The sequence below is a fragment of the Bradyrhizobium sp. Leo114 genome (assembly GCF_055229415.2).
The window spans coordinates 33,086-57,006 of record NZ_JBUYEN020000033.1; the positions used below are offsets into that span (position 1 = coordinate 33,086).

23 protein-coding genes and 1 pseudogene are annotated in these 23,921 nt (G+C 62.9%); 19 read left to right on the forward strand and 5 right to left on the reverse strand.

The window, feature by feature from the left end; all coding sequences use genetic code 11:
- The first annotated feature begins 12 nt into the window (after positions 1 to 12).
- Positions 13 to 1,530 (forward strand): M81 family metallopeptidase, encoded by a 1,518-nt coding sequence (locus tag ACZIRK_RS31630; RefSeq protein ID WP_474418801.1) that lies wholly within the window; start codon positions 13 to 15, stop codon positions 1,528 to 1,530.
- 317 nt (positions 1,531 to 1,847) lie between these two features.
- On the opposite strand, the gene ACZIRK_RS31635 is transcribed toward ACZIRK_RS31630, so the two are convergent.
- Positions 1,848 to 2,195 carry a hypothetical protein gene (locus ACZIRK_RS31635; RefSeq protein WP_245474587.1) on the reverse strand — a complete coding sequence of 116 codons (348 nt, stop codon included), beginning with the start codon at positions 2,193 to 2,195 and terminating at the stop codon, positions 1,848 to 1,850.
- Here ACZIRK_RS31635 and ACZIRK_RS31640 point away from each other — a divergent pair.
- The 3 genes from ACZIRK_RS31640 to ACZIRK_RS31650 are packed head-to-tail and all read left to right on the forward strand — an operon-like array spanning position 2,095 to position 3,903.
- A complete protein-coding gene (locus ACZIRK_RS31640) occupies positions 2,095 to 3,198 on the forward strand; it encodes an FAD-dependent oxidoreductase (RefSeq protein WP_245474596.1) in 1,104 nt (367 codons plus the stop codon). The two genes, ACZIRK_RS31635 and ACZIRK_RS31640, sit on opposite strands and share 101 nt — an antisense overlap.
- A complete protein-coding gene (locus ACZIRK_RS31645; RefSeq protein WP_245474588.1) occupies positions 3,173 to 3,580 on the forward strand; it encodes an FAD-binding protein in 408 nt (135 codons plus the stop codon). The genes ACZIRK_RS31640 and ACZIRK_RS31645 overlap by 26 nt, the downstream gene beginning before the upstream one ends.
- The gene (locus tag ACZIRK_RS31650) at positions 3,577 to 3,903 is read left to right on the forward strand and encodes a 4Fe-4S dicluster domain-containing protein (RefSeq protein ID WP_130224658.1); all 327 of its coding nucleotides are present in this window, start codon (positions 3,577 to 3,579) and stop codon (positions 3,901 to 3,903) included. Before ACZIRK_RS31645 ends, ACZIRK_RS31650 begins: the two co-directional genes overlap by 4 nt.
- 84 nt (positions 3,904 to 3,987) lie before the next feature.
- Here ACZIRK_RS31650 and ACZIRK_RS31655 read toward each other — a convergent pair whose 3' ends face one another.
- Positions 3,988 to 4,527, reverse strand: a complete 540-nt coding sequence (locus tag ACZIRK_RS31655; protein WP_245474589.1) for a substrate-binding domain-containing protein — start codon at positions 4,525 to 4,527, stop codon at positions 3,988 to 3,990.
- On the opposite strand from ACZIRK_RS31655, the gene ACZIRK_RS31660 reads away from it, so the two are divergent.
- Positions 4,432 to 5,046 (forward strand): LLM class flavin-dependent oxidoreductase, encoded by a 615-nt coding sequence (locus tag ACZIRK_RS31660; protein WP_130224582.1) that lies wholly within the window; start codon positions 4,432 to 4,434, stop codon positions 5,044 to 5,046. The genes ACZIRK_RS31655 and ACZIRK_RS31660 overlap by 96 nt on opposite strands.
- A 901-nt stretch (positions 5,047 to 5,947) precedes the next feature.
- On the opposite strand, the gene ACZIRK_RS31665 is transcribed toward ACZIRK_RS31660, so the two are convergent.
- Positions 5,948 to 6,577, reverse strand: coding sequence for a TetR/AcrR family transcriptional regulator (locus ACZIRK_RS31665; protein ID WP_165435103.1), 630 nt, complete (start codon positions 6,575 to 6,577; stop codon positions 5,948 to 5,950).
- A 207-nt stretch (positions 6,578 to 6,784) separates the two neighbouring features.
- Here ACZIRK_RS31665 and ACZIRK_RS31670 point away from each other — a divergent pair, with 207 nt between their 5' ends.
- The 12 genes and pseudogenes from ACZIRK_RS31670 to ACZIRK_RS31725 all read left to right on the forward strand — a co-directional run bounded on the left by ACZIRK_RS31670 (position 6,785) and on the right by ACZIRK_RS31725 (position 19,986).
- Complete coding sequence (locus tag ACZIRK_RS31670; RefSeq protein ID WP_207230969.1) at positions 6,785 to 7,951, forward strand: ABC transporter substrate-binding protein; 1,167 nt, start codon at positions 6,785 to 6,787, stop codon at positions 7,949 to 7,951.
- Positions 7,952 to 8,018: 67 nt separating this feature from the next.
- Positions 8,019 to 8,876 carry a branched-chain amino acid ABC transporter permease gene (locus ACZIRK_RS31675; protein ID WP_130224588.1) on the forward strand — a complete coding sequence of 286 codons (858 nt, stop codon included), beginning with the start codon at positions 8,019 to 8,021 and terminating at the stop codon, positions 8,874 to 8,876.
- A gap of 47 nt (positions 8,877 to 8,923) precedes the next feature.
- A pseudogene (locus ACZIRK_RS31680) lies at positions 8,924 to 10,293 on the forward strand (ABC transporter permease subunit); the annotation flags it as partial.
- Between the two features lie 33 nt (positions 10,294 to 10,326).
- The gene (locus ACZIRK_RS31685) at positions 10,327 to 10,572 is read left to right on the forward strand and encodes an ABC transporter ATP-binding protein C-terminal domain-containing protein (protein ID WP_474418811.1); all 246 of its coding nucleotides are present in this window, start codon (positions 10,327 to 10,329) and stop codon (positions 10,570 to 10,572) included.
- Positions 10,569 to 11,270 (forward strand): ABC transporter ATP-binding protein, encoded by a 702-nt coding sequence (locus ACZIRK_RS31690; protein WP_130224594.1) that lies wholly within the window; start codon positions 10,569 to 10,571, stop codon positions 11,268 to 11,270. The genes ACZIRK_RS31685 and ACZIRK_RS31690 overlap by 4 nt, the downstream gene beginning before the upstream one ends.
- A 9-nt stretch (positions 11,271 to 11,279) precedes the next feature.
- Positions 11,280 to 12,515: a thiolase family protein gene (locus ACZIRK_RS31695; protein ID WP_130224596.1), complete on the forward strand. Its 1,236-nt coding sequence runs from the start codon at positions 11,280 to 11,282 to the stop codon at positions 12,513 to 12,515.
- A 10-nt stretch (positions 12,516 to 12,525) separates the two neighbouring features.
- Positions 12,526 to 14,076: an acyl-CoA synthetase gene (locus ACZIRK_RS31700; protein WP_130224598.1), complete on the forward strand. Its 1,551-nt coding sequence runs from the start codon at positions 12,526 to 12,528 to the stop codon at positions 14,074 to 14,076.
- 14 nt (positions 14,077 to 14,090) lie between these two features.
- Positions 14,091 to 15,599: an AMP-binding protein gene (locus tag ACZIRK_RS31705; RefSeq protein ID WP_130224600.1), complete on the forward strand. Its 1,509-nt coding sequence runs from the start codon at positions 14,091 to 14,093 to the stop codon at positions 15,597 to 15,599.
- Positions 15,600 to 15,627: 28 nt separating this feature from the next.
- Positions 15,628 to 16,806 (forward strand): lipid-transfer protein, encoded by a 1,179-nt coding sequence (locus ACZIRK_RS31710; protein WP_474418802.1) that lies wholly within the window; start codon positions 15,628 to 15,630, stop codon positions 16,804 to 16,806.
- 23 nt (positions 16,807 to 16,829) lie between these two features.
- The gene (locus ACZIRK_RS31715; protein WP_130224604.1) at positions 16,830 to 17,624 is read left to right on the forward strand and encodes an SDR family NAD(P)-dependent oxidoreductase; all 795 of its coding nucleotides are present in this window, start codon (positions 16,830 to 16,832) and stop codon (positions 17,622 to 17,624) included.
- 491 nt (positions 17,625 to 18,115) lie between these two features.
- Positions 18,116 to 18,517 (forward strand): beta-propeller fold lactonase family protein, encoded by a 402-nt coding sequence (locus tag ACZIRK_RS31720; RefSeq protein WP_245474591.1) that lies wholly within the window; start codon positions 18,116 to 18,118, stop codon positions 18,515 to 18,517.
- A 434-nt stretch (positions 18,518 to 18,951) separates the two neighbouring features.
- Positions 18,952 to 19,986 (forward strand): Rv1681 family radical SAM protein, encoded by a 1,035-nt coding sequence (locus ACZIRK_RS31725; protein ID WP_130224608.1) that lies wholly within the window; start codon positions 18,952 to 18,954, stop codon positions 19,984 to 19,986.
- A 50-nt stretch (positions 19,987 to 20,036) separates the two neighbouring features.
- Here ACZIRK_RS31725 and ACZIRK_RS31730 read toward each other — a convergent pair whose 3' ends face one another.
- Both ACZIRK_RS31730 and ACZIRK_RS31735 read right to left on the reverse strand, forming a co-directional pair.
- Complete coding sequence (locus ACZIRK_RS31730) at positions 20,037 to 20,882, reverse strand: phosphate/phosphite/phosphonate ABC transporter substrate-binding protein (RefSeq protein WP_130224610.1); 846 nt, start codon at positions 20,880 to 20,882, stop codon at positions 20,037 to 20,039.
- 84 nt (positions 20,883 to 20,966) lie between these two features.
- Positions 20,967 to 22,112: an acyl-CoA dehydrogenase family protein gene (locus ACZIRK_RS31735; RefSeq protein ID WP_474418803.1), complete on the reverse strand. Its 1,146-nt coding sequence runs from the start codon at positions 22,110 to 22,112 to the stop codon at positions 20,967 to 20,969.
- Here ACZIRK_RS31735 and ACZIRK_RS31740 point away from each other — a divergent pair.
- Both ACZIRK_RS31740 and ACZIRK_RS31745 read left to right on the forward strand, forming a co-directional pair.
- Positions 22,055 to 23,215, forward strand: coding sequence for a nucleoside phosphorylase (locus tag ACZIRK_RS31740; RefSeq protein ID WP_349645056.1), 1,161 nt, complete (start codon positions 22,055 to 22,057; stop codon positions 23,213 to 23,215). The two genes, ACZIRK_RS31735 and ACZIRK_RS31740, sit on opposite strands and share 58 nt — an antisense overlap.
- On the forward strand, positions 23,212 to 23,916 hold the full coding sequence (locus tag ACZIRK_RS31745) for a TIGR04282 family arsenosugar biosynthesis glycosyltransferase (RefSeq protein ID WP_165435104.1): 705 nt from the start codon (positions 23,212 to 23,214) through the stop codon (positions 23,914 to 23,916). The genes ACZIRK_RS31740 and ACZIRK_RS31745 overlap by 4 nt, the downstream gene beginning before the upstream one ends.
- Positions 23,917 to 23,921: the final 5 nt, after the last annotated feature.

The following is a 23,921-nucleotide window of genomic DNA, read 5'->3' on the forward strand; positions in this document are numbered from 1 at the left end:
CGGGGAAGAGGTATGGCGCGCATCGCAGTCGGCGGCTTTCACCACGAAACCAATACCTTCGTTAAGCCGCCGACCGATTTTGCCTACTTCTGCACTCATCGTGATCGGCCGCCATTGGTGCGGCGTGCTGACGTCCTCAAATGGCTGAGTGGAATCTCGTTCGCGCTATCGGGTTTCCTGCAGGTCATGTCCAAGGACCACGAGATCGTGCCGCTGCTTTGGACAAGCGGCGGAGCCGGCGGCATGGTCACGCGAGACGCTTTCGAGCGCATCGCCGCCGAGTTGATCGCGGAACTCTCGCAGCAGATGCCGGTGGACGCGATCTATCTCGATCTGCACGGCGCCATGGTGACCGAGGACTTCGAGGATGGTGAAGGTGAATTACTCCGACGCATCCGCGCCTGTGTCGGTCAAGATCTGCCGATTGCGATCAGCCTCGATTATCACGCCAACGTCACGCCGGCGATGGCCGATTATGCCGATGCAGTATCGGGCTATCTCACCTATCCGCACGTGGATCGGCCGGAAACCGGGATTCGCGCCGCTCACGCCATGCAGCACCTGCTCAAGCATGGGCGAACGCCGGGACGTGCCTTGAGGAAGATGCCATTTCTCATCCCGCTGCACAGCCAATGCACCATGGTCGAGCCGTCCCGCGGCATCATCGATCTGACCCAATCGCTTGAGCGCGATGGTATCTTGACCGTTTCATATCTCGCCGGCTTTCCGCCGTCGGACATATTCTATTGCGGTCCCGCGGTGGTGGTTCATGCCACGACACAAGAGGCGGCCGACCGGGCCGCTGACGAAGTCGCGCGTTTCATTTCGCTGAAGGAAAGCGAGTTCGCCGTCCCGGTGCTTTCGCCTGCAGAAGCGGTGGCGCGCGCCAGGCAAATTGCTGATAACGCTGACCGACCGGTGATTATCGCCGACACCCAGGATAATCCGGGCGCGGGCGGCACCGCCGATACGACAGGCCTGCTGTTCGCTCTGGTCGAAGCAGGGGCGGAAGGAGCGGTTCTCGGTTATCTCTGCGATGGCGAGGCAGCTAGGGCGGCGCATGCCGCCGGCAAAGGCGCCAGGATCACGGTAGATCTTGGCGGGCGCAGCGGCCCCGAAGGCGTGGTGCCGTTTCGTGGAACGTTTGAAGTCAAGGAACTCGGCGACGGGAAAATCCGGACCACCGGTCCGGTCTCGGGCAATCGCGACATCGATCTCGGCCCGATGGCGCTGCTTGAAATCGGTGGTGTCAAAGTCGCAGTGACAACGAAGCGCATGCAAGCGCTTGACCAGGCCCCTTTCCGCCATCTTGGCGTTGAGCCGAAGCAGCAAAAGATCCTCGCCTTGAAAAGTACGGTGCATTTTCGCGGCGATTTCCAGGCACTCGCGGAAGAAATCCTGATCACGATTGCGCCGGGCGGGCATCTCGCGGACTCTTCGAAATTTGCCTACAAGAATCTTCGGGCGGGTTTGCGCCTGATGCCACTGGGTCGGGAGTCCGGCATCGGAACCCTACGAGGCAGCAAATGAACTGCGATCTTATGCGGAGATGGAGCCGACCGGCAAGGAGGAGTGCGACAACGCCAACGGCCGCAACCGTCCGCGGTGCTGTCGTGAGCTTTCGTCGCGCCCAACGCGCGCCATGCTAGCAGCGCAGGCGACGGAGGAAGCTGCTCTAGCTTCTCCTGACCTGCGTCTTACGAGAGGATTTAGCAGTGCCCGGGCCTTGGCGAAAGCAGCCGCACTCCCGCCGCGGCTCGGTGCGGACAGTTCGAGAGAAATCACGCATGACAGCACGATCGTTCGGCTTGCACGAATTTTTCCCTCGCTGCCAGAAACAGCGAAGCTTAGTCCAAGTCTTCGAGAATATCTGAAATTGCCAGCAGCATTCGTTCGCGTAACCTTCGTTGATGAAATGCAGCGCGCGCTGCGGGCAATTGCGGACAGAGAAATGATCCATGGCCTATCGACAGTCTCGCGCCGAACTTGCGTCCGCACCGACCGGATCCGTTGAGTTCGATACGGATGTGCTGGTGATCGGCCGCGGGCACCTGGGCGGCCGTCAGCGCGGCAGAGCATGGCGCACGTGTCGTTCTGGCTGACAAGGGTTTTTGCGGTACATCGGGCGCGACCGCTGCGGCCGGCACGGGCGTCTGGTATATCGATCCGGATTCCGCGCTGCGCGAGGCGGCCATGGCCAATCGCGAGAAGATGGGCGGCTATCTGCAGGATCGGCGCTGGATGGCACGCGTGCTCGATCGCACCTACGAGCAGAGCAACCGCCTGGCCGATTGGGGCTATCCCTATCCGGTCGACGACAGCGGCAGGCCGCAGCGCAATTCGCTGCAGGGTCCGGAATATATGCGGCTGATGCGCAAGCGCACCAAGCAGGCGGGGGTCACGATCCTCGACCACAGCCCGGCGCTCGAACTGCTTGTCGACGACGATGGGGCGGTGGCGGGTGCCCGCGGTTTGCGCCGCCAGAAGCACGATCGCTGGACCGTGCGCGCCAAGGCAGTCGTGATCGCCACCGGCGGCTGCGCCTTCCTCAGCAAGACGCTCGGCTCGAACGTGCTGACCGGCGACGGCTATTTGATGGCCGCGGAAGCCGGTGCCGAACTCACCAGCATGGAGTTTTCCAATCCTTACGCGATCTCGCCCGCCTTCGGTTCGGTCACCAAGACGCTATTCTATGGCTGGGCAACCTTCACCTATGAAGACGGCAGCATCGCTCCCGGTGCCGCCTCGAAGGGAGGACGCTCGGCCATTGCCCCTGCATTGCTGCAGGGGCCGGTGTTTGCCCGCCTCGACAAGGCTGACGATAAGGTGCGGCGGAACATGCGCGCCTCGCAGCCGAACTTCTTCCTGCCGCTCGATCGCACCGGCATCGATCCTTTCACCGATCGGTTTCCTGTGACTCTGCGGCTCGAAGGCACAGTGCGCGGCACCGGCGGGCTTCGGATCGTGGATGACAGTTGCGCGACCAGCGTGCCGGGCCTCTATGCCGCGGGCGACGCCGCAACCCGCGAGCTGATCTGCGGAGGCTTCACCGGCGGCGGCAGTCACAACGCAGCCTGGGCGATCTCATCAGGCTCATGGGCCGGGCAGGGTGCCGCTGATTATGCGAAGCAAGCCGGTGCGGCTGTGAGGCGCGAACTGTCATCGGTGGGGAATGGTCGCGCTTCGGACGCGGAATGAAAAAGCCTACAAGCCCGCGGAGCTCGCAAGAGCGGTTCAAGACGAGGTCTTTCCCTATGAGCTGAACTATTTCCGTGAGGCCGGGCGTCTCAGTGCCTCGCTGGAGCGGCTCGATGCGCTCTGGATCGATGTATCGCAAGCGGGCGACGCCGCGCAGGAAGACGTGCTCCGTGCGCGGGAAAGCGCGGCGATGCTGGCGACGGCGCGCTGGATGTATCGCAGCGCGCTGGCGCGCCAGGAAAGCCGCGGCATGCACCGGCGCGATGATTTTCCGGATCAGGACGAGCATCAGCGCCATTACATCACGGCCGGCGGTCTCGACGAGGTCTGGACCTCGGTGCGTCCGCATGCCGATCCTGCCTATGCGGAGGCCGCGGAATGATCGAGGTTATCGACGCCGAGCGCTGCACGGCTTGCGACATTTGCGTCAACGTCTGCCCGACCAATGTCTTCGATAAGACTGACGGAATTCCGGTGATTGCCCGGCAGGGCGATTGCCAGACCTGTTTCCTGTGTGAGCTCTATTGTCCCGAAGATGCGCTGTTCGTCTCGCCATTCGCGGACGTCCCGCACCAGGTTGATCTCGCAGCCTTGAGACAGAACACTCTGCTCGGCAGCTATCGTCGGGCGGTCGGTTGGACCGACGAGACGAGGGATCGTCGCGGCATCGATCGCAGTTATCTGCTGTTTGGTGCAGCGCCTTGAACGTCTTCGGATTCTCGTTACGGAATTTGGAGGTCGCGTAGAGCAGGGTCGGCGTGATCCGGCCGCCCATGATGTCGTAGGAGCTCAGGACCTTATGGACTTCGGATTCTGCAGCGCCTGTTCCTGGAAGGGCGGATTGGAGAAATGCGCAGTGATTGACGACGAACCCGACAGCAGCGCCGCGGTCGCGTCGGGATGCGGCAGCATCACGGTCAGCTCGTCGAGCGAGTTATACTTACCTTCGCCGAATTCCTTCTCCGCGGCGATCTGCAGCAGGCGTGATTGCTGCGAGACGATCACGGCCGGCAGCGCGATCTTGTCGGCCTTGGTGAAATCCTTCAGCGTCTTGACGTTGGGGTTGCTGGTGATCAGGTAATTCGGCTGCTCGCCGAGCGCGGCGATCACCTTGACGTCGGCCGAGCCCTTGGTGCGGTCCCACAGCACGATCACCGGTCCGGCGCCGGCCGCCGATATCGACCGCGCCGACAGCAGCGCATCGTTGATGGCGTCGCCGCCGCTGAGTTCGGCATGCAACGCCTCGATCATGACCTGCGGTATGACATGGCTGGCGAATTCGTCGCCATCATGAAATCGCTCTGGCGGTCCGAGCAGAATCTCACGCACAGCGGACGGTTTTGGCAGCTCGAGGATGCCTTCGTCCGCCCAAAGCGGAGATACGGCCGCCCCATTCTCGTCAACGCGAGCGGCTCGTCTGCCGGATTTTCGTTCGCAGCGCGCCATTCCGACCTTGTATTCATCACAAGCCCCGGAGGCGCCCACATCAATCGTGCTCTGGACGTGCTACCGGAGCTTACAACCAGCCTGAAGGCGAAGGCGCGCAGCTACGGTCGTCAGATACGAACCATCATCAACCCGATGATCGTCTGCCGGCCAACCGAGGCCGAGGCGCGGGCCTACTATGATCGGATCCTCGATCTTGCCGACATGGAAGCCCGCTACGGGCTACGCCAATCATTTCAAGAGCGGCGACGCTGCGGCATGGAAAAACCACGTCCCGCGCGATCGCATCCGCGGCGGCAACGTCCACCTGATCGGGAGCCCGCGGCAGGTGGCCGATTGGCTGACCGCCTTGAACCGAGCTGGATGCGAGGGGATGCAGATCTCGTTCTACGACTTTCGTGAAGATCTGGAGTTCTTCGGCAGACACGTTCTTCCTCTTCTGTACGAAGCCGGAGTCCGGCTCAAGCCGACTTTGGCCTGACCGTCTTCGAGGTGCCAGAACTCGCCGAACGCTTCGCTTGGTAGCCGATCCCAGGCGCCGGCCGCTATAGACTCCTGTATCAGACCTACCGCGGCTAGGGTGATGGCATGAAAAGCACCCATAGGTCGGAAATGCACCTATAACTTTAGCCATGTTCATAACCCGTTGGAATCGCAGTAAATGCGACCGCCCTCCGAGCGCACCATAAGATCGCAACTCGCGGCCTTGGAATCACTCGATTTGTTGTCGGACCGTGGCGTGCGCAGGCTCGTTTATCGCAGACCCTGGCCAGACCGTTTCCTGTGATTCCGAATTCCTCGGCCTGCCGGATCATTGGCCTATCCAATCCATCCGGTACGCTCTTCGCGTGCGACGCGCCGCGCATGCAAACGTATCGGTATTTCCACCGTTGTTCGCTCCTAGCCAGGTGTTAGTCGGGAAAACGCTGGCCCAGCTTGCTCTTGACGAGAGAGGGGCTGCAAGCCCTTGGAGCCGTGTGAGCCAAACCCATCAGACACTCGACGACGATCGCTGGCTACAAAGGCCCACTTGGCCGTGCGCACAGTTGCCGGCTTCCTAGGCGTCAAGTCGGGGAGCAGGACACGAATTTCGAACGTCGTCGTTCGGGGGGACGACAGCTGACTGATCCGGTCAGCCAATGATGGTGATGCGAGGATTGCAGATGGCCCGAAGCAAACGCTGCGTCTGCGCCCTGCGGTCCAGTTTGAAACGCTTGTAGGTACTGGCCACGAAAATCGAGCCGATCAACCACCTCTCGTGAAGCACGCGATGACCGGCGGGGCAGCGCGCTGTGCTGACGACCTATCTCATCGCCTTGCGGAAGACGGCGAAGATGGCAGCCGTAATCTCGTCTGGCGTGGATGGGCCGGTGTTTGAGAACCATTGCGGCGCCCAGTTGAAGGCGCCGAATATCGCGACGGTAAACATTTTTGGATCGTCCACGCGGATGGTACCGTCTGCGCGGCCTTCATCGAGGATCTTTTGAACTTCAACCTCGAATTGCTTCTTCAGCGAGCGAAGCCGGCGTCGCGATTGCGGATTCAGCGAACGATCACTGACGAGCGCCAGGCACACGCCGAACTCCGATAGAATGAGTCTGCCGTACATCGTGAAAAATCGTGCGAGGCGATCGATAGCCGAAAGTTGCTCGTCCTGATCGCGAGACAGAGCCGCTTTGAGGTCGGCGAGAGCCGTGTGCGCCACCTCATAGAGCAGGTCTTCCTTGCTATCGATGTAGTAGTAGATCGTCGGCTTGCTCACCTGCAGAGCTTCAGCAATCTGATCGATCGTCGTTTCGTGAAAGCCACGATCGGCGAAGAGGACCGCAGCCTGCTTCAGAATGAGACGGCGCTTCGCGTCATGCTGTTCTTGGCGCAGGTCGGCGCTTTCCCAAATGTTGGGACGCTTTCTCCCAATGAGCTTTTTCGACATTCGAGCACTTCCCAAGTTGCGACGACGCAGGGGCGGCATACCGTCGCGCTGCGGTTTCAATGCACATTTCTTAGGTTTCGATCAAGCCGCAGTTGACGGACCCGCTCTCGCTTGACATTTACTGTGAGGTAAGAGATAGCCTACCCGCCAGTACAACGAAAATAAGCGTTAGTTTTGGGAGGTTTTATGCATCGTCGAATGTTTCTGATGAGCTCCGCCGGCGTGGCACTTTCGGCTCTCGCTCCTGCATCAGGTGTGCAGGCTGCGGACGAACCAGCCGATTTCCACATCGCCGGCATTCTGGCTTTCTCCGGAGCCTACGGCATTATCGGCAAGGACATGCGGCAGGGCGTCGAGCTCGCCATCGCCGACCGCGGGGGCAAGGTGCTCGGCAAGCCGATCCGGGTCTCTTGGGAAGACGACGAGACCAAGCCGCAGCCCGCCGTTCAGAAGGCGACGCGCCTGCTCGCGGGCGGCGCCCAGATGATGTTTGGCGCGGTCGGATCGGCTTCGACGCTGGCGCTGCAGGGCTTGGCCGATCAGCGCAAGATTCCGCTGCTCGTGACCATCTCGGCGGACGACAAGATCACCCGAGCCAATGGTTCGCGCTATACATTCCGCACCTCGAACACGCTCGGCATGGAAATCCGCATGTGCGTCGAGTTCGCGAAAGTGAAGCGGCTGAAGAAGATCTACGGCGTGACCGCGGACTACCAGGCAACCCGCGACGGCTGGGACCTGTTCGTCGCCGAGGCGAAGAAGGCCGGCATCGAGATCGTCGGCAACGACTATGCGCCGCTCGGCAACCGCGACTACTCGGTCATCGTCGACAAGATGGCCAAGTCGGACGCCGACGGCATTGCCGTCATCGTCACCGGCAACGACGCAGTCACCTTCCTCAAGCAGTCGGGCCAGGTCGGTCTCAACAAGACCAAGACCCAGTTCGGTCCGGTGCTGCAGGACGAAACCCTGGCTGCGGCCGTCGGTCCCGCGGCTGTCGGCGTTTATTCGGGCGTCCGCTATCACTTCACGGTCGACAATCCCGCCAACAAGAAGTTCGTCGAGGCCTACCGCGCCAAATACAACGAATGGCCGTCGAGCTTTGCCGGCGAGGCGTACGACGGCATCAGCTGGTGGCTCGATGTGGTTGAGTCCACCGGAAGCTGGGATCGCGAGAAGTGGGTCGATGCCTTCGCCAAGAGCACCCGCGAGAACTCGCTTGAGGGCAAGAAGGTGATGCGCGGCTGCGATCACCAGGCGGCGCAGGTCGGCCTGTGGGGTATCGTGACCGAAGGGCAGGCGCCCCTGCCGCCGCTGACCATGAAGATCACCGACGTCTTCGACGCCTCGAAGCTGTTCGACGTCTGCTCGTGAAACGGAAGCGTGTCCCGGCGTCGGGACACGCCTCACTCCTTGTCTATGAACCGCGGATCAATCTGGCGTGTCGACGATCGTTATCGGCCTGAGCTTGAGCTTCCTGCTGTTCCTGCTGGCGGCGGGCCTGACGCTCATCTTCGGCATGCTCGGCGTGATCAATTTCGCCCACGGCGCCCTCTATATGCTGGGCGCCTATGTCTGCTACCAGATCGTCCACTGGACCGGTTCGTTCTGGATCGGGCTGGCGTTCGCGCCGCTGGTCGTCGCTGCGCTCGGCGCGGCGATGGAGGTGATCACGCTGCGGCCGGTCTACAATCGCGATCATATTTATCAGCTGCTGCTGACATTCGGCTTCATCCTGGTGATCGAGGAATCGGTCCGCCTGATCTGGGGGCTCGACTACAAGCAGGTGCCGACACCGGCGGTGTTCTCGCAGCCGATTGCGCTGTTCGGCAGCCAGATTCCGTCCTATCGCCTGTTCATCATCGGCTTCGGCGCCCTTGTCTCCGTCCTGTTGTTCCTGCTGCTCGACCGCAGCAAGCTCGGCATGGTGATCCGCGCGGCGAGTTCTGACTCCGAAATGGCCCAGACACTCGGCGTCGATGTGGCGCGGGTGCGCACCGCGGTGTTTGCGCTCGGCTCGGGGCTTGCCGCGCTCGGCGGCGTCGTCGCGGCACCGCTGGTGCCGATCGAACTCGGCATGGGTTTTAGCGTGATCATCGATTGTTTCGTGGTGGTGATCATCGGCGGCCTCGGCAATATCAAGGGCGCAATCTTTGCCGCGTTGCTGCTCGGCATGGCGCGCGCGGCCGGATTTACCTATGCCCCGGAGTGGGTGGAGCTGATCACCTTCGTGCTGCTCATCGTCACCCTGATGACCCGCCCATCGGGCCTGTTCAGCCACAAGGGACGTGCGGCATGAGCATGTTCCGTCTCGATCAGATCCTGATGGCCGCCGTCGTCGCTGCCATGATCCTCTTTGCGACCGTCTCGACCAGCGAAGAAAGCCTGAACCTGATCAGCCTGATCCTGATCTGGGGCCTGTTCGCGATCGGCTTCGACCTGATCTTCGGCATGGCCGGCATGCTGTCCTTTGGCCACGCCGCGATGTTCGGCGCGGGCGGATATGCGCTGGCGCTGCTGGCGCCGCAGTTCGGCTTCGTGCCGTCGCTCCTGGTCGCCGCCGTGGCCGGTGCGGCGCTGGCTTTCCTGCTCAGCATCTTCGCGCTACGCGTCTCGGGCCTATTCTTCTCGCTGCTGACATTGGCGCTGGCGCAACTCGTCCACATCCTGGCCAGCACCAAGCTGCGGGCGTTCACCGGCGGACTCGACGGCATTCCCGGCGTTCCGCGGCCGGCCCTGTTCGGCATCGACTTCTACAGCAACCGCAACTATTTCTTCTTCCTCGTCGTGGTGTTCGTGATCGGCGTAGCGATCATGGCGCTGTTGCGGATCTCGCCGTTCGGCAGTGCGCTGAAGGCGGTCCAGGCCAACGACGTTCGGGCCGAGCAGATCGGCTACAACGTGCAGCGGCTGCGCCAGTGCGCCTTCATGATCTCTGGCGCCTATGCCGGAATTAGCGGCGCGCTGCTGGCCTCGCTGATGTTCTATGTCAGCCCGCAGATGCTGCACTGGAGCACCTCCGGCGACGTGCTGATCATGACGCTGCTGGGCGGCAAGGGCACCTTGCTCGGGCCGGTGCTGGGTGTCGCGGTGTTCGAAGTGCTGAAGGAAGAGTTGAGCCAGTTCACCGAGCACTGGTACGGAATCCTCGGCATCGTGTTCATCCTCTGCACGATCCTGCTGCCGAACGGCATCGCAGGTCTGTTTCGCCGCACTCGGGCGCGCCAGGAAAGGTGCGCCGAAATGAGCACGGCCAACGGAATCTCCCTGCGGTGCGAGAATATCCAGGTCGCGTTCGGCGGCCTCAAGGCGGTCGCGGGCGTCAGCCGCAGCTTCCAGTCCGGACGGATCTACGGGCTGATCGGTCCCAACGGCGCCGGCAAGACCACGCTGATGAATGCGCTGTCCGGCCACGCGACATTGGCCGCCGGGCAGGTGATCCTCAACGGGCGGGACATCACGAAACTTTCCGTTCACGCGCGGACGCGCGCCGGCCTCGGCCGCAGCTTTCAGATCACAAAAATCTTTGCCGGCATGACGGTGCTGGAGAACCTGAAGCTCGCGGCGTTCGCGCACCTGTGCAGCCGTTCTGGTTGCCGGCCGGCCGTTTCGCCGATGTTCGGCAGAGCGCCGAAAAGGTCCTCGAGCAGATCGGGCTCGAACGTCTCGCTCACGCGCCGGCGGAGAACCTTTCGCACGGCGACCAGCGGGCCCTCGAGGTCGGTCTCGCATTGCTCAGCGATCCGAGCGTGCTGCTGCTCGACGAGCCGCTCGCCGGTGTCGGCCATGAGCGCCTCGAGCAGGCAATCGAACTGATCCAGCGGATCGTGGCCGGGCGAACCGTGCTGCTGATCGAGCACAACATGGACGTCGTGATGCAGATATCCGACGAGATCGTCGTGATGGTGCAGGGGCAATTGCTGGCGTCCGGCTCGCCGGCGGAGATCAAGGCCAATCCGGCGGTGCGCGCCGCCTATCTCGGGAACGACGAATGAGCGCGCTGGCCCTGCAGGATTGCGACGTCTTCTACGGCAAGGCCCAGGCGCTGCATCACGTCTCGCTCGACGTCGCCGCCGGCGAGGTCGTCTCGCTGATCGGCCGCAACGGCGCCGGGAAGAGCACGCTGCTCAAGGCCGCGATCGGTCTCAACGCCGTGCGCAGCGGGCGGCGGATGATCGGCGATCGCGACGTCACCGCGCGGAAACCCTATGAACTCGGGCGGCTGGGGCTCGCCTTCGTTCCGGAAAACCGGCGCATCTTTCCGAACCTGACGGTCGAGGAAAACCTGAAGATCGCGACCGTGATGGGTCGCAAGGGGCCGTGGTCGCTGCAGCGGATCTACCAGCTTTTCCCGCGGCTTCAGGAGCGCGCATCTCAGGGCGGCGATACGCTCTCCGGCGGCGAGCAGCAGATGCTGGCGATCGGCCGCGGCCTGCTGACCAATCCGGAAGTGCTGCTGCTCGACGAGCCGACCGAGGGGCTTGCGCCGCTCATTGTCGACCAGCTGATCGAGGCCATGCGCATCATCAATGCCGAGGGCATTGCCATGCTGCTGGTCGAACAGAACCTGAAGGTTCCGCTCAAGCTCGCACGCCGCCAGTTCGTCATCGACAATGGCCGCGTGGTCTGGTCGGGTACGACCGCTGAGCTGCAGGCGGACCGCGCCCGTATCGAGTCCCTGATCAGCGTCTAGGAGGAAACCATGACCGACGTCTACATCATCGGGGTTGGCATGACGCGGTTCGGCCGCTACCTCGACGACCGGCTGGAGACGATCGCGCGCGGGGCGGTGGACGAGGCGCTGTCCGATGCCGGTGTTGGCCGCGAGGATGTCCAGGCCGCGTTCTTCGCCAACACGGCGCAGGGCGTCGTGGAGGGGCAGCACCTCGTGCGCGGGCAGCTCGTTCTCCGGGCGCTCGGTTTCGAAAGCATTCCCGTGATGAACGTCGAAAATGCCTGTGCCAGCGCCTCAACGGCGCTCAATGCCGCCTTCTCCTACATTGCGTCGGGGCAGGGCGACATCGCGCTGGCGGTCGGCGCGGAGAAGATGAATTCCAAGGACCGGGAAAAGTCCTTTGCCATTTTCGACGGCGCCTGGGATGTGCACGATGTCGACGGCAGCGTCCGCCGCCTGACGACGCTCAGCAAGGACCTCGCGTTGCCGCCGGGTGCCGGCCAGAACAGCGGCAAGCGCAGCGTGTTCATGGACGTCTACGCCTCGCTGGCGCGCTATCACATGCATCGTTTCGGGACCACGCAGCGCGACATCGCCGAGGTTTCCGCGAAGAACCACCGGCATTCGTCGCTGAATCCCAAGGCGCAGTATCAGGACGCAATGACTGCCGACGACGTGCTGGCGGCCCGCGAAGTATCGTGGCCCCTGACGCTGCCGATGTGCGCGCCGATCAGCGACGGCGCCGCCGCGGCGATCGTTTGCTCCGCGGAGAAGGCGCGCGCGCTCGGCGCGACGCGGGCAATCCGCATCGCCGCCTCGGTGCTGGCTTCAGGCTCCGACCGCGAAGCCGACGATCTGGAGCGGCATCTCTGCCGGCTCGCATCCAACCGTGCCTACAGGATCGCCGGCGTCGGCCCGGCCGACATGTCGGTGGCCGAGGTCCATGATGCCAGCGCGTTTGCGGAACTGCACCAGGCCGAACTGCTCGGCTTCGCCCCGATCGGCGATGGCGGCCGCCTGGTGCGCGACGGCGACACCACGCTCGGTGGCCGGATACCGATCAACGTTTCCGGCGGCCTCGAGTCGCGGGGGCATCCGATCGGCGCCACCGGCCTTGCGCAGATATACGAGCTCGTCACCCAGCTTCGCGGCGAAGCAGGCGCGCGCCAGGTCGAGGGAGCGCATCACGCTATTGCCGAAAACGGCGGCGGCTTCCATCATTACGAGGAAGCGACGGCCTGCATCACGATCCTCGAACGTTGAGAACCGACTCATGCGTCTGATCGATTTTTTCGACCGCGGCGTCAGCATCAATCCATCGCGTACCTGCCTGAAGGATGCGACGGTCTCGCGTACCTTCCGCGAGGTACAGCTGCGCAGCTACCGGATCGCAAACGCACTTGCATCAGCCGGCCTGAAGCCCGGCCAGATGGCCGCGGTCTACAGCCCCAATGGAGCAACGGCTTTCGAGTGCATTCTGGGCATCATCCGCGCCGCCAGTATCTGGGTGCCGATCAACGCTCGCAACTCCGCGGAGGACAACGCCTACATTCTCGACAATTGCGACGTCGAGGTGCTGTTCTATCACAGCGAATTCGAAGCCAACGTACAGGTCTTCCGCAAGGAGTGTCCGAAGGTCCGCCACTATATCTGCATCGACAAGGCCGGTGCCGACGCGCCGTTTCTGATGGACTGGATCGCGGATGCGCCCGAGACGGATCCAGACGTACCGGCGGATCGCGACGCGCCGATCTCGGTGTTCTCTTCGGGCGGCACCACCGGCCGGCCCAAGGGCGTGCTCTGGACCCACCTGGTCTGGGAAACCATGATCTCGAACTTCTTCACCTCGATGTCGGTGAAGAAGCCGCCGGTCCATCTGGTCGTGGCACCGATGACCCATGCAGCAGGCGGCGTCGGCATCATGCTGATGGCCGTTGGCGGGACCCAAATCATCCTGCCGGGCTTCGACGCCGCCAAGGTGGTCAACGCCATCGAGACCGAAGGCGTGACCCATATGTTCCTGCCGCCGACGGCGATCTACATGCTGCTCGCGCATCCCGGCATCAAGCACCATGATTTCTCCTCGCTCGAACACTTCATCTATGCCGCCGCGCCGATGTCGATCGACAAGCTGAAGGAGTGCCTCGACGTCTTCGGACCGGTGATGTCGCAGACCTTTGGCCAGGCCGAGGCGCCGATGCTGTGCACCTTCCTGTCGCCGCAGGAGCATCTGGTGATCGGCGATCCCGACAAGGAGAAGCGGCTGGCGAGCTGCGGCCGTCCGACGCTGCTGACGCCTGTCGAGATCATGGACGATGACGGCAACCTGATGCCGACCGGCGAGCGCGGCGAGATCGTGGTGCGCGGCAATCTGGTGATGCCCGGCTACTACAAGAACCCCGAAGCGACCGCGGAGGTATCCACTTTCGGCTGGCATCACACCGGCGACATCGGCTTCAAGGACGAGGACGGCTACGTCTATATCGTCGACCGCAAGAAGGACATGATCATCTCGGGAGGCTTCAACGTCTATCCGAGCGAGATCGAACAGGTGATCTGGGGGCACCCCGCGGTGCAGGATTGCGCCGTGATCGGCGTGCCCGACGAGAAATGGGGCGAGGCGGTCAAGGCCGTCATCGAACTGAAAGACGGCGCGAGCGCCGAATCCGACGAGATCATCGCGCTCTGCAAGAAGAAGCTTGGCAGCGTGAAGGCGCCAAAGTCGGTGGAATTCTGGGAGAGCCTGCCGCGCAGCCCGGTCGGCAAGGTCCGCAAGAAAGATATCCGCGAGATCTTCTGGAAGGGACGCACGCGCGCGATCTGAACAGGGAAAAGCCCATGAACATCGCCATGGTACTCGCCAATGCGGCGAAGGCGTTCGCAGACCGCCCGGCGGTCTGCCTCGGCTGCGAGACCGTTCACAACTACGCGCAGCTTCTGCAGCGCAGCGCCGCGCTCGGTGCCGCGCTGCGTAACAAGGGCTTAGCGCCGGGCTCGCGGGTCGGCGTCTTCCTGTCGAACCGTCCCGAGTATTTCGAGATCCTGTTCGGCGCCTGGTTCTCGGGGCTGGCGGTGGCGCCGATCAATGCCAAGCTGCACCCGAAGGAGCTCGCCTATATCATCGACAATTGCGCGGCCTCGGTGCTGTTCACCGACATCGAGGGCGGACTTTCGCAGCCAGGCAATGTCGTCGATGTCGACGGCGAGGCGTATCGCGCGATGCTCGCGACCACGCCTCCGGACTTGCGGCCAGCGTCGGCCAAGCCCGACGACATCGCGTGGCTGTTCTACACCAGCGGCACGACCGGCTATCCGAAGGGCGCGATGCTGACCCATCGCAACCTCTACAACATGACCATGAGCTTTCTTGCCGACATCGGGCCGGTCGACGAGACCGACGCTTCGCTATACCCGGCGCCGCTGTCGCATGGCGCGGGTCTGCTCGCGCTGGCGCATCTTGTGCGCGGCGCGGCCAATGTCGTGCCGGAGAGCGGCGGATTCGAGCCGGGCGAGATCGTCGATCTGATCAATCGCTATCCGGGGAGTTCGTTCTTCGCTGCGCCGACCATGGTGAACCGGCTTGTGACGTCGCCGTCGTTGGCGGATCTGAAGGTGGAGAATCTCGATCACATCTTCTACGGCGGCGCGCCGATGTATGTCGAGGATCTCAAGCGAGCGCTGTCGGTGCTCGGCCCGCGGCTGTGGCAGGCTTATGGCCAGGGCGAGTCGCCGTGCACGATCACTTATCTGCCGCCGCACATGCACCTCGACAGCGGCGACGGCCGTCTCGATGACCGGCTATCGTCGGTGGGCATTCCGCGCACCGGCGTCGCCGTCCGCGTCGTCGACGCCGAAGGCAACGACAGGCCGCCGGGCGAGAACGGCGAGGTCATCGTCGCCGGGGACGTCGTGATGGCCGGTTACTGGAACAACCCGTCCGCGACGGCGCAGGCGCTGCGCGACGGTTGGCTGTGGACCGGCGACATCGGCACCTTCGATGCGCATGGCTTTCTCTATCTGAAGGACCGCTCCAAGGACGTCATCATCTCCGGCGGCTCCAACATCTATCCGCGCGAGGTCGAGGAGGTGCTGCTGCGCCATCCCGCCGTGACGGAGGTCAGCGTCATCGGCCGCCGCCATCCGGACTGGGGCGAGGAGGTCATCGCCTTCGTGGCGTCGTCGGCACCGGTGACGGCCGAAGAACTCGACGCCTTCTGCATCGAGCACATCGCCCGCTTCAAGCGGCCGAAGTCCTACCGCTTCCTGCCGAGCCTGCCGAAGAGCAACTACGGCAAGATCCTCAAGACCGAAATCAGGAAGCTCATCGAAAGCGAAACGGCCGCATAATCGGCGAAGGAAACAAGGAGAGCGCATAATGACCACGATCGTTGCAGGCGTCGGCATGATCCCGTTTGCGAAGCCGGGCGCTTCGGCACCCTACGACGCGATGGGCGAGGAAGCCGTGAAGCTGGCACTGGCGGATGCCGGGCTCGGCTACGACGCCATCGAACAGGCCTATGCCGGTTTCGTTTACGGCGACTCCACCGCCGGCCAGAAGGTGCTCTATCGCGTCGGCATGACCGGCATTCCGATCGTCAACGTCAACAACAACTGCTCTACCGGCTCGACCGCGCTGTACCTGGCGCGGCAGGCGGTCCAGAGTGGTGCGGCCGATTGCGTGCTGGCCGTCGGCTTCGAGCAGATGCGCCCCGGTGCGCTGGGCTCGATCTTCGAAGACCGTCCGTCGCCATTCGCGGATTTCGACCGCGTCACCGACGATCTGGTTGGTCATGGCGAGATCCCGTTGGCACTGCGTTATTTCGGCGGCGCGGGCAAGGAGCACATGGAGAAGTATGGCACGCAACTCTCAACCTTTGCCAAGATCCGCGCCAAGGCGAGCCGCCATGCCGCGAAAAACCCGCTGGCGCTGTTCCGCAAGGAGATGACCGAGGGCGACGTGATGCAGGCGCCGGTGATCTGGGAAGGCGTGATGACGCGCTCGATGGCGTGCCCGCCGACCTGCGGCGCCGCCGCCGCCGTGCTGGTCTCTGAGGCCTTCGCCAAGCGCCATAACCTCAACGACAAGGTCCGGATTCGCGCGCAGGCGATGACGACCGACCGTCCCAGCACCTTCGAGACCCGCGACATGATGCGGGTGGTCGGCTTCGACCTGTCGAAGTCGGCGGCGGAAAAAGTCTACGAGAAGGCCGGCGTCGCGCCCGACGATGTCGATGTCGTCGAACTGCACGACTGCTTCGCTCAGAACGAACTCATCACCTACGAGGCGCTCGGCCTCTGCGGCGAGGGCGAGGCCGAGAAATTCGTCGTCGACGGCGACAACACCTATGGCGGGCGTTTCGTCACCAATCCGTCCGGCGGCCTGCTCTCCAAGGGCCATCCGCTCGGCGCAACCGGCCTCGCCCAGTGCTACGAACTCGTCCATCAGCTGCGTGGCACCGCCGAGGCGCGGCAGGTCGACGGCGCGCGGCTCGCGCTGCAGCACAATCTCGGCCTCGGCGGCGCGGCCGTCGTGACGCTGTACGAAAAGAACTGAAACCGGTAACAGGGACAGTAAGGATGTCGCAGCGGCTCAAGGACAAGATCGCGTTCGTGATGGGAGCCGGCTGCGTCGGTGAGGGCTGGGGCAACGGCAAAGCCACCGCCGTTCTCTTCGCCCGCCAAGGCGCGACGGTGATCTGCGTCGACCGCGATATCGCATCGGCCGAGCGTACCGTCGCGATCATCGAGGGCGAGGGCGGCAAGGCCAGCGCGCTGCGCGCCGACATCACGTCGGCGGCGGACATCGATGCGGCTGTCGGCACCGCCGTTACTCGTCACGGCCGCATCGACATCCTGCAGAACAATGTCGGCATCGCCGAACCCGGCGGTCCCGAGAATATCGACGAGGCGAGCTGGGATCGCGTGATGTCCGTGAACCTGAAGGGGTTCTTCCTGACCTGCAAGCGCGTGCTGCCCGAGATGGTACGGCAGGGCGGTGGCGCGATCGTCAACGTGTCGTCGGTCGCATCGATCACGACGATCAGCGTGCCGATGATCTCCTATTACTCGTCAAAGGCCGGCGTGAATCACTTTACCCGTGCGGTCGCGGTCGAATACGCGCCGAAGGGGATTCGCTGCAACGCGGTTCTGCCGGGCCTGATGAACACGCCGATGATCGTCGAGCCCTACAAGCATGTCTATGATTCCGTGGACGACATGATCGCCAGGCGCGACGCCATGGTGCCGATGGGCAAGATGGGCACCGCCTGGGATGTGGCGCATGCCTCGCTGTTTCTGGCATCGGACGACGCGAAATATATCTCCGGCGTGCTGCTCCCGGTCGACGGCGCGCTCACCTGCCGAACGGGCTGATCGGCAGTTCTGCTATGCCGGTCATCCGGTTGCGGCGGACGGTCGAATAATCTGCGGACCGGACCAAGCGCCCGCCGCGCGAGTTCCGGATCTCGGCATCTTTTCACCCGAGTTGGTCGAGCGGATAAGCGGCGGCTGGAGGATCACGTCCAAGGGACGGGCAGTGCTCGAGTTCATCGAAGCGCTCCCCGCGCGGTCAGGGTAGATAAGTCTACATCCAACGGCCCCTTTTGCCTTTAACCCGGCTTCACTGCGGAATCTGACGTGAAGATACCACTTTGCTGCGCGCTGCCGGGCCGTAACCAATGCAAATCCGTCTTCAGGAAAAAATCGCGTGTTCGCCACGCATCGGTAGCGCCGGACGACACCGTTTTGCGATGATAGTGAAAACTCAAAGTCGTCATCCGCAATGAAGTCGTCGGGCGTGCCATTGGTCGATTCCTGCAAGGGGACGTTGACCCTCGTTGAGAGCATTAGCTCGGTGCCGGCGGATGCCGGCCTTGCTTGGGGTACGCCGCAGGCGCCCGTTGGCGCTGCACCGACGCCCGGCGCAGCGCTGCCGAAGGACGAGAAGCCGAAAGTCTGGGCGGCTGACATCCAAATCACGCCCCAACGGCAAGTTTCTGTATTCGACCGAACGTACCACCAGCAAGATCGCTTTGTTCACCCTGGCACCCGGAACCGGCAGGCTCGCCTACGTCGCCAGTTTCGCGACCGAGGCGCAGCCGCGCGGCATTGGGATCGACCCGAGTGGCCAGTACCTCGTCGCGTCGGGTGAAAAGTCGGATCACCTTTCCTACAAGGTCGACCAGAGCACGGGCAAGCTTGGCGAGGCTCATCGCTATCCAGTGCGAAATGGAGCGAACTGGGTGGAGATCATCGACGTGCAGTGAGCGTGCGCGCTTTGCGGACGCAGGCGGATCGAGCGTTCGGTTCCTCCGGCCAATTTGCCGATGGTTGGCTACTATCGAAACAGAGATGAGCGCTTGACACTCGCCTGCCAGCGAAGGCGGCTCTGGCCGGGATCAAACTTGCGTTTTTGAGACCATTACGCGAACGAAGCGGCAATCGTTTCTGTGGCGGTAACTGTGGCGGTACCGAATCCTCAGGCAACCGCCGCGTCGCAAGCGCCTGTAATCATTGGTGGGCCCGGCAGGACTCGAACCTGCAACCAGACCGTTATGAGCGGCAGGATATCGGACGCGATCGTTGATTTTCATGCATTTTCGTCGGAGATTGATCCCGTTCATTGCGTTCTGGTGAGATCGTTTCCGGTACGAAACTGGTGCGGCAGACGTTGAACGTCTGGAGGACCATGGATTTGCGCATGAGGACGAATGCGAACGTTGAGCTCGACGCCGGCAGCAAGACATTTGCCTCAGGCCTCCTGCCGGATTTGATCGGCGCGTTACGCCGGAGCCGTAGGGGCGATCTTGTCGCGGTGATCAGCAGCGATCCGAACATCGGCCCCGATCTCGAGGCATGGTGTCGCTTCACCCGCAACAGTTTGGTCGACACCGTAGTCGAAGACGGTCGCACACGATGGGTGCTTCGGTACGGAGAGGCCCCTGAGAATGTGGGAGAAGATCGGCCTGTCGGCTCTCGACTATGGCTTTACACCAACTTCGATTGCAACCTCAGCTGCGACTATTGCTGCGTGCGCTCGTCACCCAAAGCTCCGCGGCGGGCGCTAGGCGTCGAGCGGGTGCGAAGGATCGCAATCGAGGCCAGGGAACTCGGCGTGAGCGAGATTTTTGTCACCGGCGGTGAGCCGTTCATGCTGCCGGATATTGGCGAGATTCTCGCCGCATGTGCAGCGACGGCGCCGACCACCGTCCTCACCAACGGCATGCTGTTTGCCGGAAGTCGGCTCGAAACGCTGCGCGCGTTGCCGCGAGAGCGTGTAACCTTGCAGATCAGCCTCGACAGCCCCACGCCGGAGCGCCACGATAGCCATCGTGGAGAGGGGACATGGGCGCGCGCCTGGAATGGAATCGAGCGCGCCCGGGCCGAAGGATTCCGCGTGCGAGTGGCGGCCACAGTGTCAAGCGACGCGGAGGCCGTTGAGTTTCGGAGCTTCCTTGATGGCCATCACGTGAGTGAGGAGGACCGCGTGATCAGGCGAATTGCGCTGCGAGGCTCCGCCACGCGGGGCATCGCGTTGGCAAGGGCGGATCTGGTCCCCGAGGTGACGATCACCGCCGAAGGCGTCTTTTGGCATCCGGTCGGAGCCGAGGATAACGACCTGCTGGTCCGCCGTGAAATCTTTCCGCTCGCTGAATCCTTCGCAGCTGTACGCCGCGCCTTCGACCACGAATCTGAGCATGCGCGCCGGTTGGCAATGATTTTCAATTGCGCCTGATAAAGGCGCAGACTGCGCTCAGAGCAGCATCGGGCTTTTTGGCTCGGCCGCTAGGCCAAAGGCCGCGTTAAGAAGCCCTGTTGCGCGGAGGCTTCCCGCAACTCACTATATGCTTCAAGCTGCGGCGCTATCCATTGGCGCAGCCCTTCCGCCTCGAGCACAGGACGATGCGTCGGGTTGTCGTAGCTCATCCCGAATAGCGCTTTGGCGAACCGCTGCTCCAAGGACGGATCCAGATCGGGCCGAGCAGTGAACATGCAATGATTATAGGACGGCGAGGTCCAGATCTCGGTCAGCGCGCCTTCGGGTACCAGACGCTCGTTACGCACCGCGTTCCAGAAGGGGCTGCCGATTGCGCCGGCATCGGCGCGACCGTCGAGGACCGCACGAACGACTTCGGACTCGCTTGCACCCGTGTCACCGTGCTTGCCGAGGTCGGTGTTGAAGCGCAGCGTTTGGTAGTCTTTCCCCTCAACCAATTCGTCGCGCTGCAGGAAATGAACCGGGAGGATTGCCGCATGGCCGCTGTCGCGGCTACCGAGCGCCAGGGTGCGGGTCTTAAGATCAGCGAGGCTAGCGACGGGCCCGCCGGTGACGGCGACAATCTTGGTCATCCAGCCGACGTCCGTGTCGCGCATCGCGATTGGTCGGCAGCGATGGTCGCTCCAGGCGTCGGCCTGGATATAGGCAAGGTTCGTATTCCATCCGATGTCGATGCGCGGCAGCCGATCGCCAGGCGAGGCCAGGAGGGCAGCGACCTGTGCCTCGTAGCTCTGAAACAGCACCACCTCGACGGGGAGACCCGCTTCCTCGACAAAGTACCGCCGCATGCCCTCCCAGATACCAACCACCTTTGGATCATAAGCGACGGCGCCTACCCAGATCGTCTGGTTCATGATTGCATCTCGCTTCTCGAGCTCGATATTCAAATGTCATTGATCGCGATCCGAGCGCTGCCAGGCGGCGCAGCGCTCGCGCGCTCAGAACAGCGGTATTCCCAAGATGGCCTTGCCGATGAACTCGCGTAGAACATCGCCCGTTGGCGCCATGACAGCGCCCGCATGAGCGTCGCGGAACAATCGCTCGATCGCCAGATGCCTGGAAAACGCAGCGCCTCCGCACACCCGCATTGCCGCCGAGGTAACAGCGATGGCGACATCACCTGCCGCCGCCTTGCTCTCGAGCACGCGCAGCATGGTGGTATCTCGCGGGTGCTCAAGATGGTCGACGAGATCGTCGACGCGCGCCGCAAGCCCATCGGTGTCGATCTGCATCGTCGCAAGCTGTACGCGAAGGGTCGGCAGGCTCTCGCCGAGGGTCTGGCGCAAATGCTCGAAGCGAGCGCTATTGAGGTGCGCCGCGGTCCCAGCCACCGCTGCCCGGCAAAGTCCAAGCGCCACCGCCGATGCGCCGAGGTTGAATAGCGGAAGCACGACCTCCAGCATCGCCTTGAACCCGGCGCCGTCGTCGGTCAGCTGGAAGCCAGGCGCGACCTCGCAATCATCGAGGGTCATTGGTGCGGAGGCGTTGGCGCGTAACCCAAGACCATCCCATGGGCCGGCGATCGACAGTCCGGGTGTGCCACTGTCGACAAGATAAAGGGTTGAATCCGTGGGGCTCTTGCCTTCAGGGGCGAGCGCCGAAACAACGTAGCTTTGCGCATGGCCGGCGCTTGTCACCCATGATTTCTTGGCTGTGAGACGCGCGTTGTCAGCGTTTCGCTTCGTCCGCGAGACGGGCGCCCAGAAGTGGCTGCGCGATCCAGCTTCGCTGAATGCCAGGGTGCTCAGGTGCTTTCCGGCCGAAATGTCCTTTAGCGTCTGAGCGACCGTGGCATCCGGACGGGCCGCCGCAATCATTGCGGTAGCGCTCATGTGCATCAGGTAAACCATGGCGGCGGACGCGTCCGCCTCTGCGAGCGTTGCGATGACGGCAGCCAAGGTCCGGGGTCCCAGGGCCGAACCGCCGACCTCAGTGGGCAGCATGGCTCCCAGCAATCCCGCCGGACCAAGCGCCGCGATTGCCTCGGACGAAAATCGAGCTTCCTTGTCGTTCTGCCTGGCCGCCGGTGCGAGAACGCGATCGGCGATTTCTTTGGCATTCGAAACTGCGGTCTCGTGATTCATGGCGATCCTCGACACCTAGTGGTTATCAATTTCGAAAATATCGATCCGCTCCCTTTGCGACCGATGCTACGCGACCCGCGCCATCGGATCAACACGACTGGCTTCGGGTATGGCAGGTTCTTGCCGCACCAACAGCCAGTGCAGACCGTCGCCATTACGTTCTTCAAAGCCGTCTTGTTACATCACCCGAAACCTATTTTTTTGTGACGTCGGCGAGACCCCGGCGGCGCTTGCCCGCTGCCAGGGAGAACGCTACCAATAATCGGCAACAACGTGACAAGGTTTGTCTGGCGATGGCGATCAATGATGGCGGGATCCCGCCCATCCTCGCGCAAAAACATTACGCGCAGCCGTCCGCATTTACGCCGGAAAATCTGCTGCGCGAAGCGCGCAGGCAAAAGCGGATTACGGACGCTAGCATTCCCGATGTCTGCGTGCTCGATCCTGACGGCGACATCGTGCGTAGCCTGCTCGCTCGTGGTGAAGCCCGGCTCGAACCGGCATGGGCCTGCTACCACACCCAGCTCTACACTTTCAGCCGCGGCGGGATTGATTTTGGGATTGTCGGCTGCGCTGTCGGCGCCTCGTTCGCGGTGCTGATTGCCGAGGAGATGTTCGCTTCAGGCTGTAAGCTCCTGATTAGCGTCACCTCCTCCGGACAGATCGTGCCGGTACGCCCGCCGCCTTATTTCATCATCATCGAACGCGCGCTGCGCGACGAAGGTACCAGCTATCACTACATGGCGGCGTCCGACTATTCGCATGCTGATGCCGGATTGATCTCGGCGCTCAATGGCGCATTCGACGAATTCTCCGTGCCGGTGATCACAGGGGCGACCTGGACGACTGACGCGCCGTTCCGGGAAACCCAGCGGGCGATCGACGCGATGCGCGAACGGAACCTGATGGCAGTCGAAATGGAAGCCGCTGCGCTCTATGCGTTCGCGCAAGTCCGACAAAAGCCCGTCGTGTGTTTTGCCCATGTGACAAATCAAATGGGACGTGTCGACGGCGATTTCGAAAAGGGCGAGGGAGACGGCAGCCATGACGCGCTTCAAATGATCGCGATCGCCGCGGATCGCCTCCGGTCATGGCTGCGATGAGCGTCGCGGCGATCGGGATCATTTGCAAGGCGCCGCAGCCCGGCCGCTCAAAGACGCGGCTTGCAACGGCCATTGGCGAAGTTGCAGCATCAGAGTTATCCGCCTGCTTTGTGCGCGATGTCGCGGCAACAATCGAAGCGGTACCCGAAGCGCTCGGCAGGCGCGGCTACGGCGTTTATGCTCCGGCGGGCGCCGAAGACATCGTGCAGCGGCTGCTTCCGGCAGGGTTCGGACTGTTGCTGCAGGCCGGCGACGATTTGGGGCACGTGTTGCTTGGCGCTACGCGTACTCTCCTGCTCGCCGGACATGATTGCGTCCTGCTCGTCAATGGCGATAGCCCAACCCTGCCGCCGCGTTTGCTGATTCAGGCTGTTGAAACGCTTCGCCAACCCGGAGACCGCATGGTGCTTGGGCCAGCAAGCGACGGTGGCTACTATCTCATCGGCTTGAAGCATCCGCACAAGCATCTGTTTACGCAGATCGCATGGGGAACAGAAACCGTAGCTCGCAGTACATGCGACCGGGCTGCCGAAATCGGGCTTGCCGCGACGTTGCTTCCGGAATGGTACGACGTCGACGACATTGAGACGTTGCGTTGGCTACAGGATGAACTGGCCGGCCATTCGAGCCGCTTTCGTGGCGGCGGCTTTGCCGCGGCGAGCCGGGCCTTTATCAAGGCGGCGCCGCAGCTAAGCCCGTGACGCCA

What these genes read in the sequence shown, in the direction of transcription:
- ACZIRK_RS31630 (WP_474418801.1), top strand. Translation starts at nt 13, where the DNA reads ATGGCGCGCATCGCAGTCGGCGGCTTTCACCACGAAACCAATACCTTC.
- ACZIRK_RS31700 (WP_130224598.1), top strand. Translation starts at nt 12,526, where the DNA reads ATGCGTCTGATCGATTTTTTCGACCGCGGCGTCAGCATCAATCCATCG.
- ACZIRK_RS31665 (WP_165435103.1), bottom strand. Translation starts at nt 6,577, where the DNA reads ATGTCGAAAAAGCTCATTGGGAGAAAGCGTCCCAACATTTGGGAAAGC.
- ACZIRK_RS31645 (WP_245474588.1), top strand. Translation starts at nt 3,173, where the DNA reads ATGGTCGCGCTTCGGACGCGGAATGAAAAAGCCTACAAGCCCGCGGAG.
- ACZIRK_RS31725 (WP_130224608.1), top strand. Translation starts at nt 18,952, where the DNA reads ATGAGGACGAATGCGAACGTTGAGCTCGACGCCGGCAGCAAGACATTT.
- ACZIRK_RS31735 (WP_474418803.1), bottom strand. Translation starts at nt 22,112, where the DNA reads ATGAATCACGAGACCGCAGTTTCGAATGCCAAAGAAATCGCCGATCGC.
- ACZIRK_RS31650 (WP_130224658.1), top strand. Translation starts at nt 3,577, where the DNA reads ATGATCGAGGTTATCGACGCCGAGCGCTGCACGGCTTGCGACATTTGC.
- ACZIRK_RS31720 (WP_245474591.1), top strand. Translation starts at nt 18,116, where the DNA reads ATGCCGGCCTTGCTTGGGGTACGCCGCAGGCGCCCGTTGGCGCTGCAC.
- ACZIRK_RS31690 (WP_130224594.1), top strand. Translation starts at nt 10,569, where the DNA reads ATGAGCGCGCTGGCCCTGCAGGATTGCGACGTCTTCTACGGCAAGGCC.
- ACZIRK_RS31660 (WP_130224582.1), top strand. Translation starts at nt 4,432, where the DNA reads ATGCAACGCCTCGATCATGACCTGCGGTATGACATGGCTGGCGAATTC.
- ACZIRK_RS31710 (WP_474418802.1), top strand. Translation starts at nt 15,628, where the DNA reads ATGACCACGATCGTTGCAGGCGTCGGCATGATCCCGTTTGCGAAGCCG.
- ACZIRK_RS31635 (WP_245474587.1), bottom strand. Translation starts at nt 2,195, where the DNA reads ATGGCCGCCTCGCGCAGCGCGGAATCCGGATCGATATACCAGACGCCC.
- ACZIRK_RS31715 (WP_130224604.1), top strand. Translation starts at nt 16,830, where the DNA reads ATGTCGCAGCGGCTCAAGGACAAGATCGCGTTCGTGATGGGAGCCGGC.
- ACZIRK_RS31730 (WP_130224610.1), bottom strand. Translation starts at nt 20,882, where the DNA reads ATGAACCAGACGATCTGGGTAGGCGCCGTCGCTTATGATCCAAAGGTG.
- ACZIRK_RS31745 (WP_165435104.1), top strand. Translation starts at nt 23,212, where the DNA reads ATGAGCGTCGCGGCGATCGGGATCATTTGCAAGGCGCCGCAGCCCGGC.
- ACZIRK_RS31670 (WP_207230969.1), top strand. Translation starts at nt 6,785, where the DNA reads ATGAGCTCCGCCGGCGTGGCACTTTCGGCTCTCGCTCCTGCATCAGGT.
- ACZIRK_RS31695 (WP_130224596.1), top strand. Translation starts at nt 11,280, where the DNA reads ATGACCGACGTCTACATCATCGGGGTTGGCATGACGCGGTTCGGCCGC.
- ACZIRK_RS31705 (WP_130224600.1), top strand. Translation starts at nt 14,091, where the DNA reads ATGAACATCGCCATGGTACTCGCCAATGCGGCGAAGGCGTTCGCAGAC.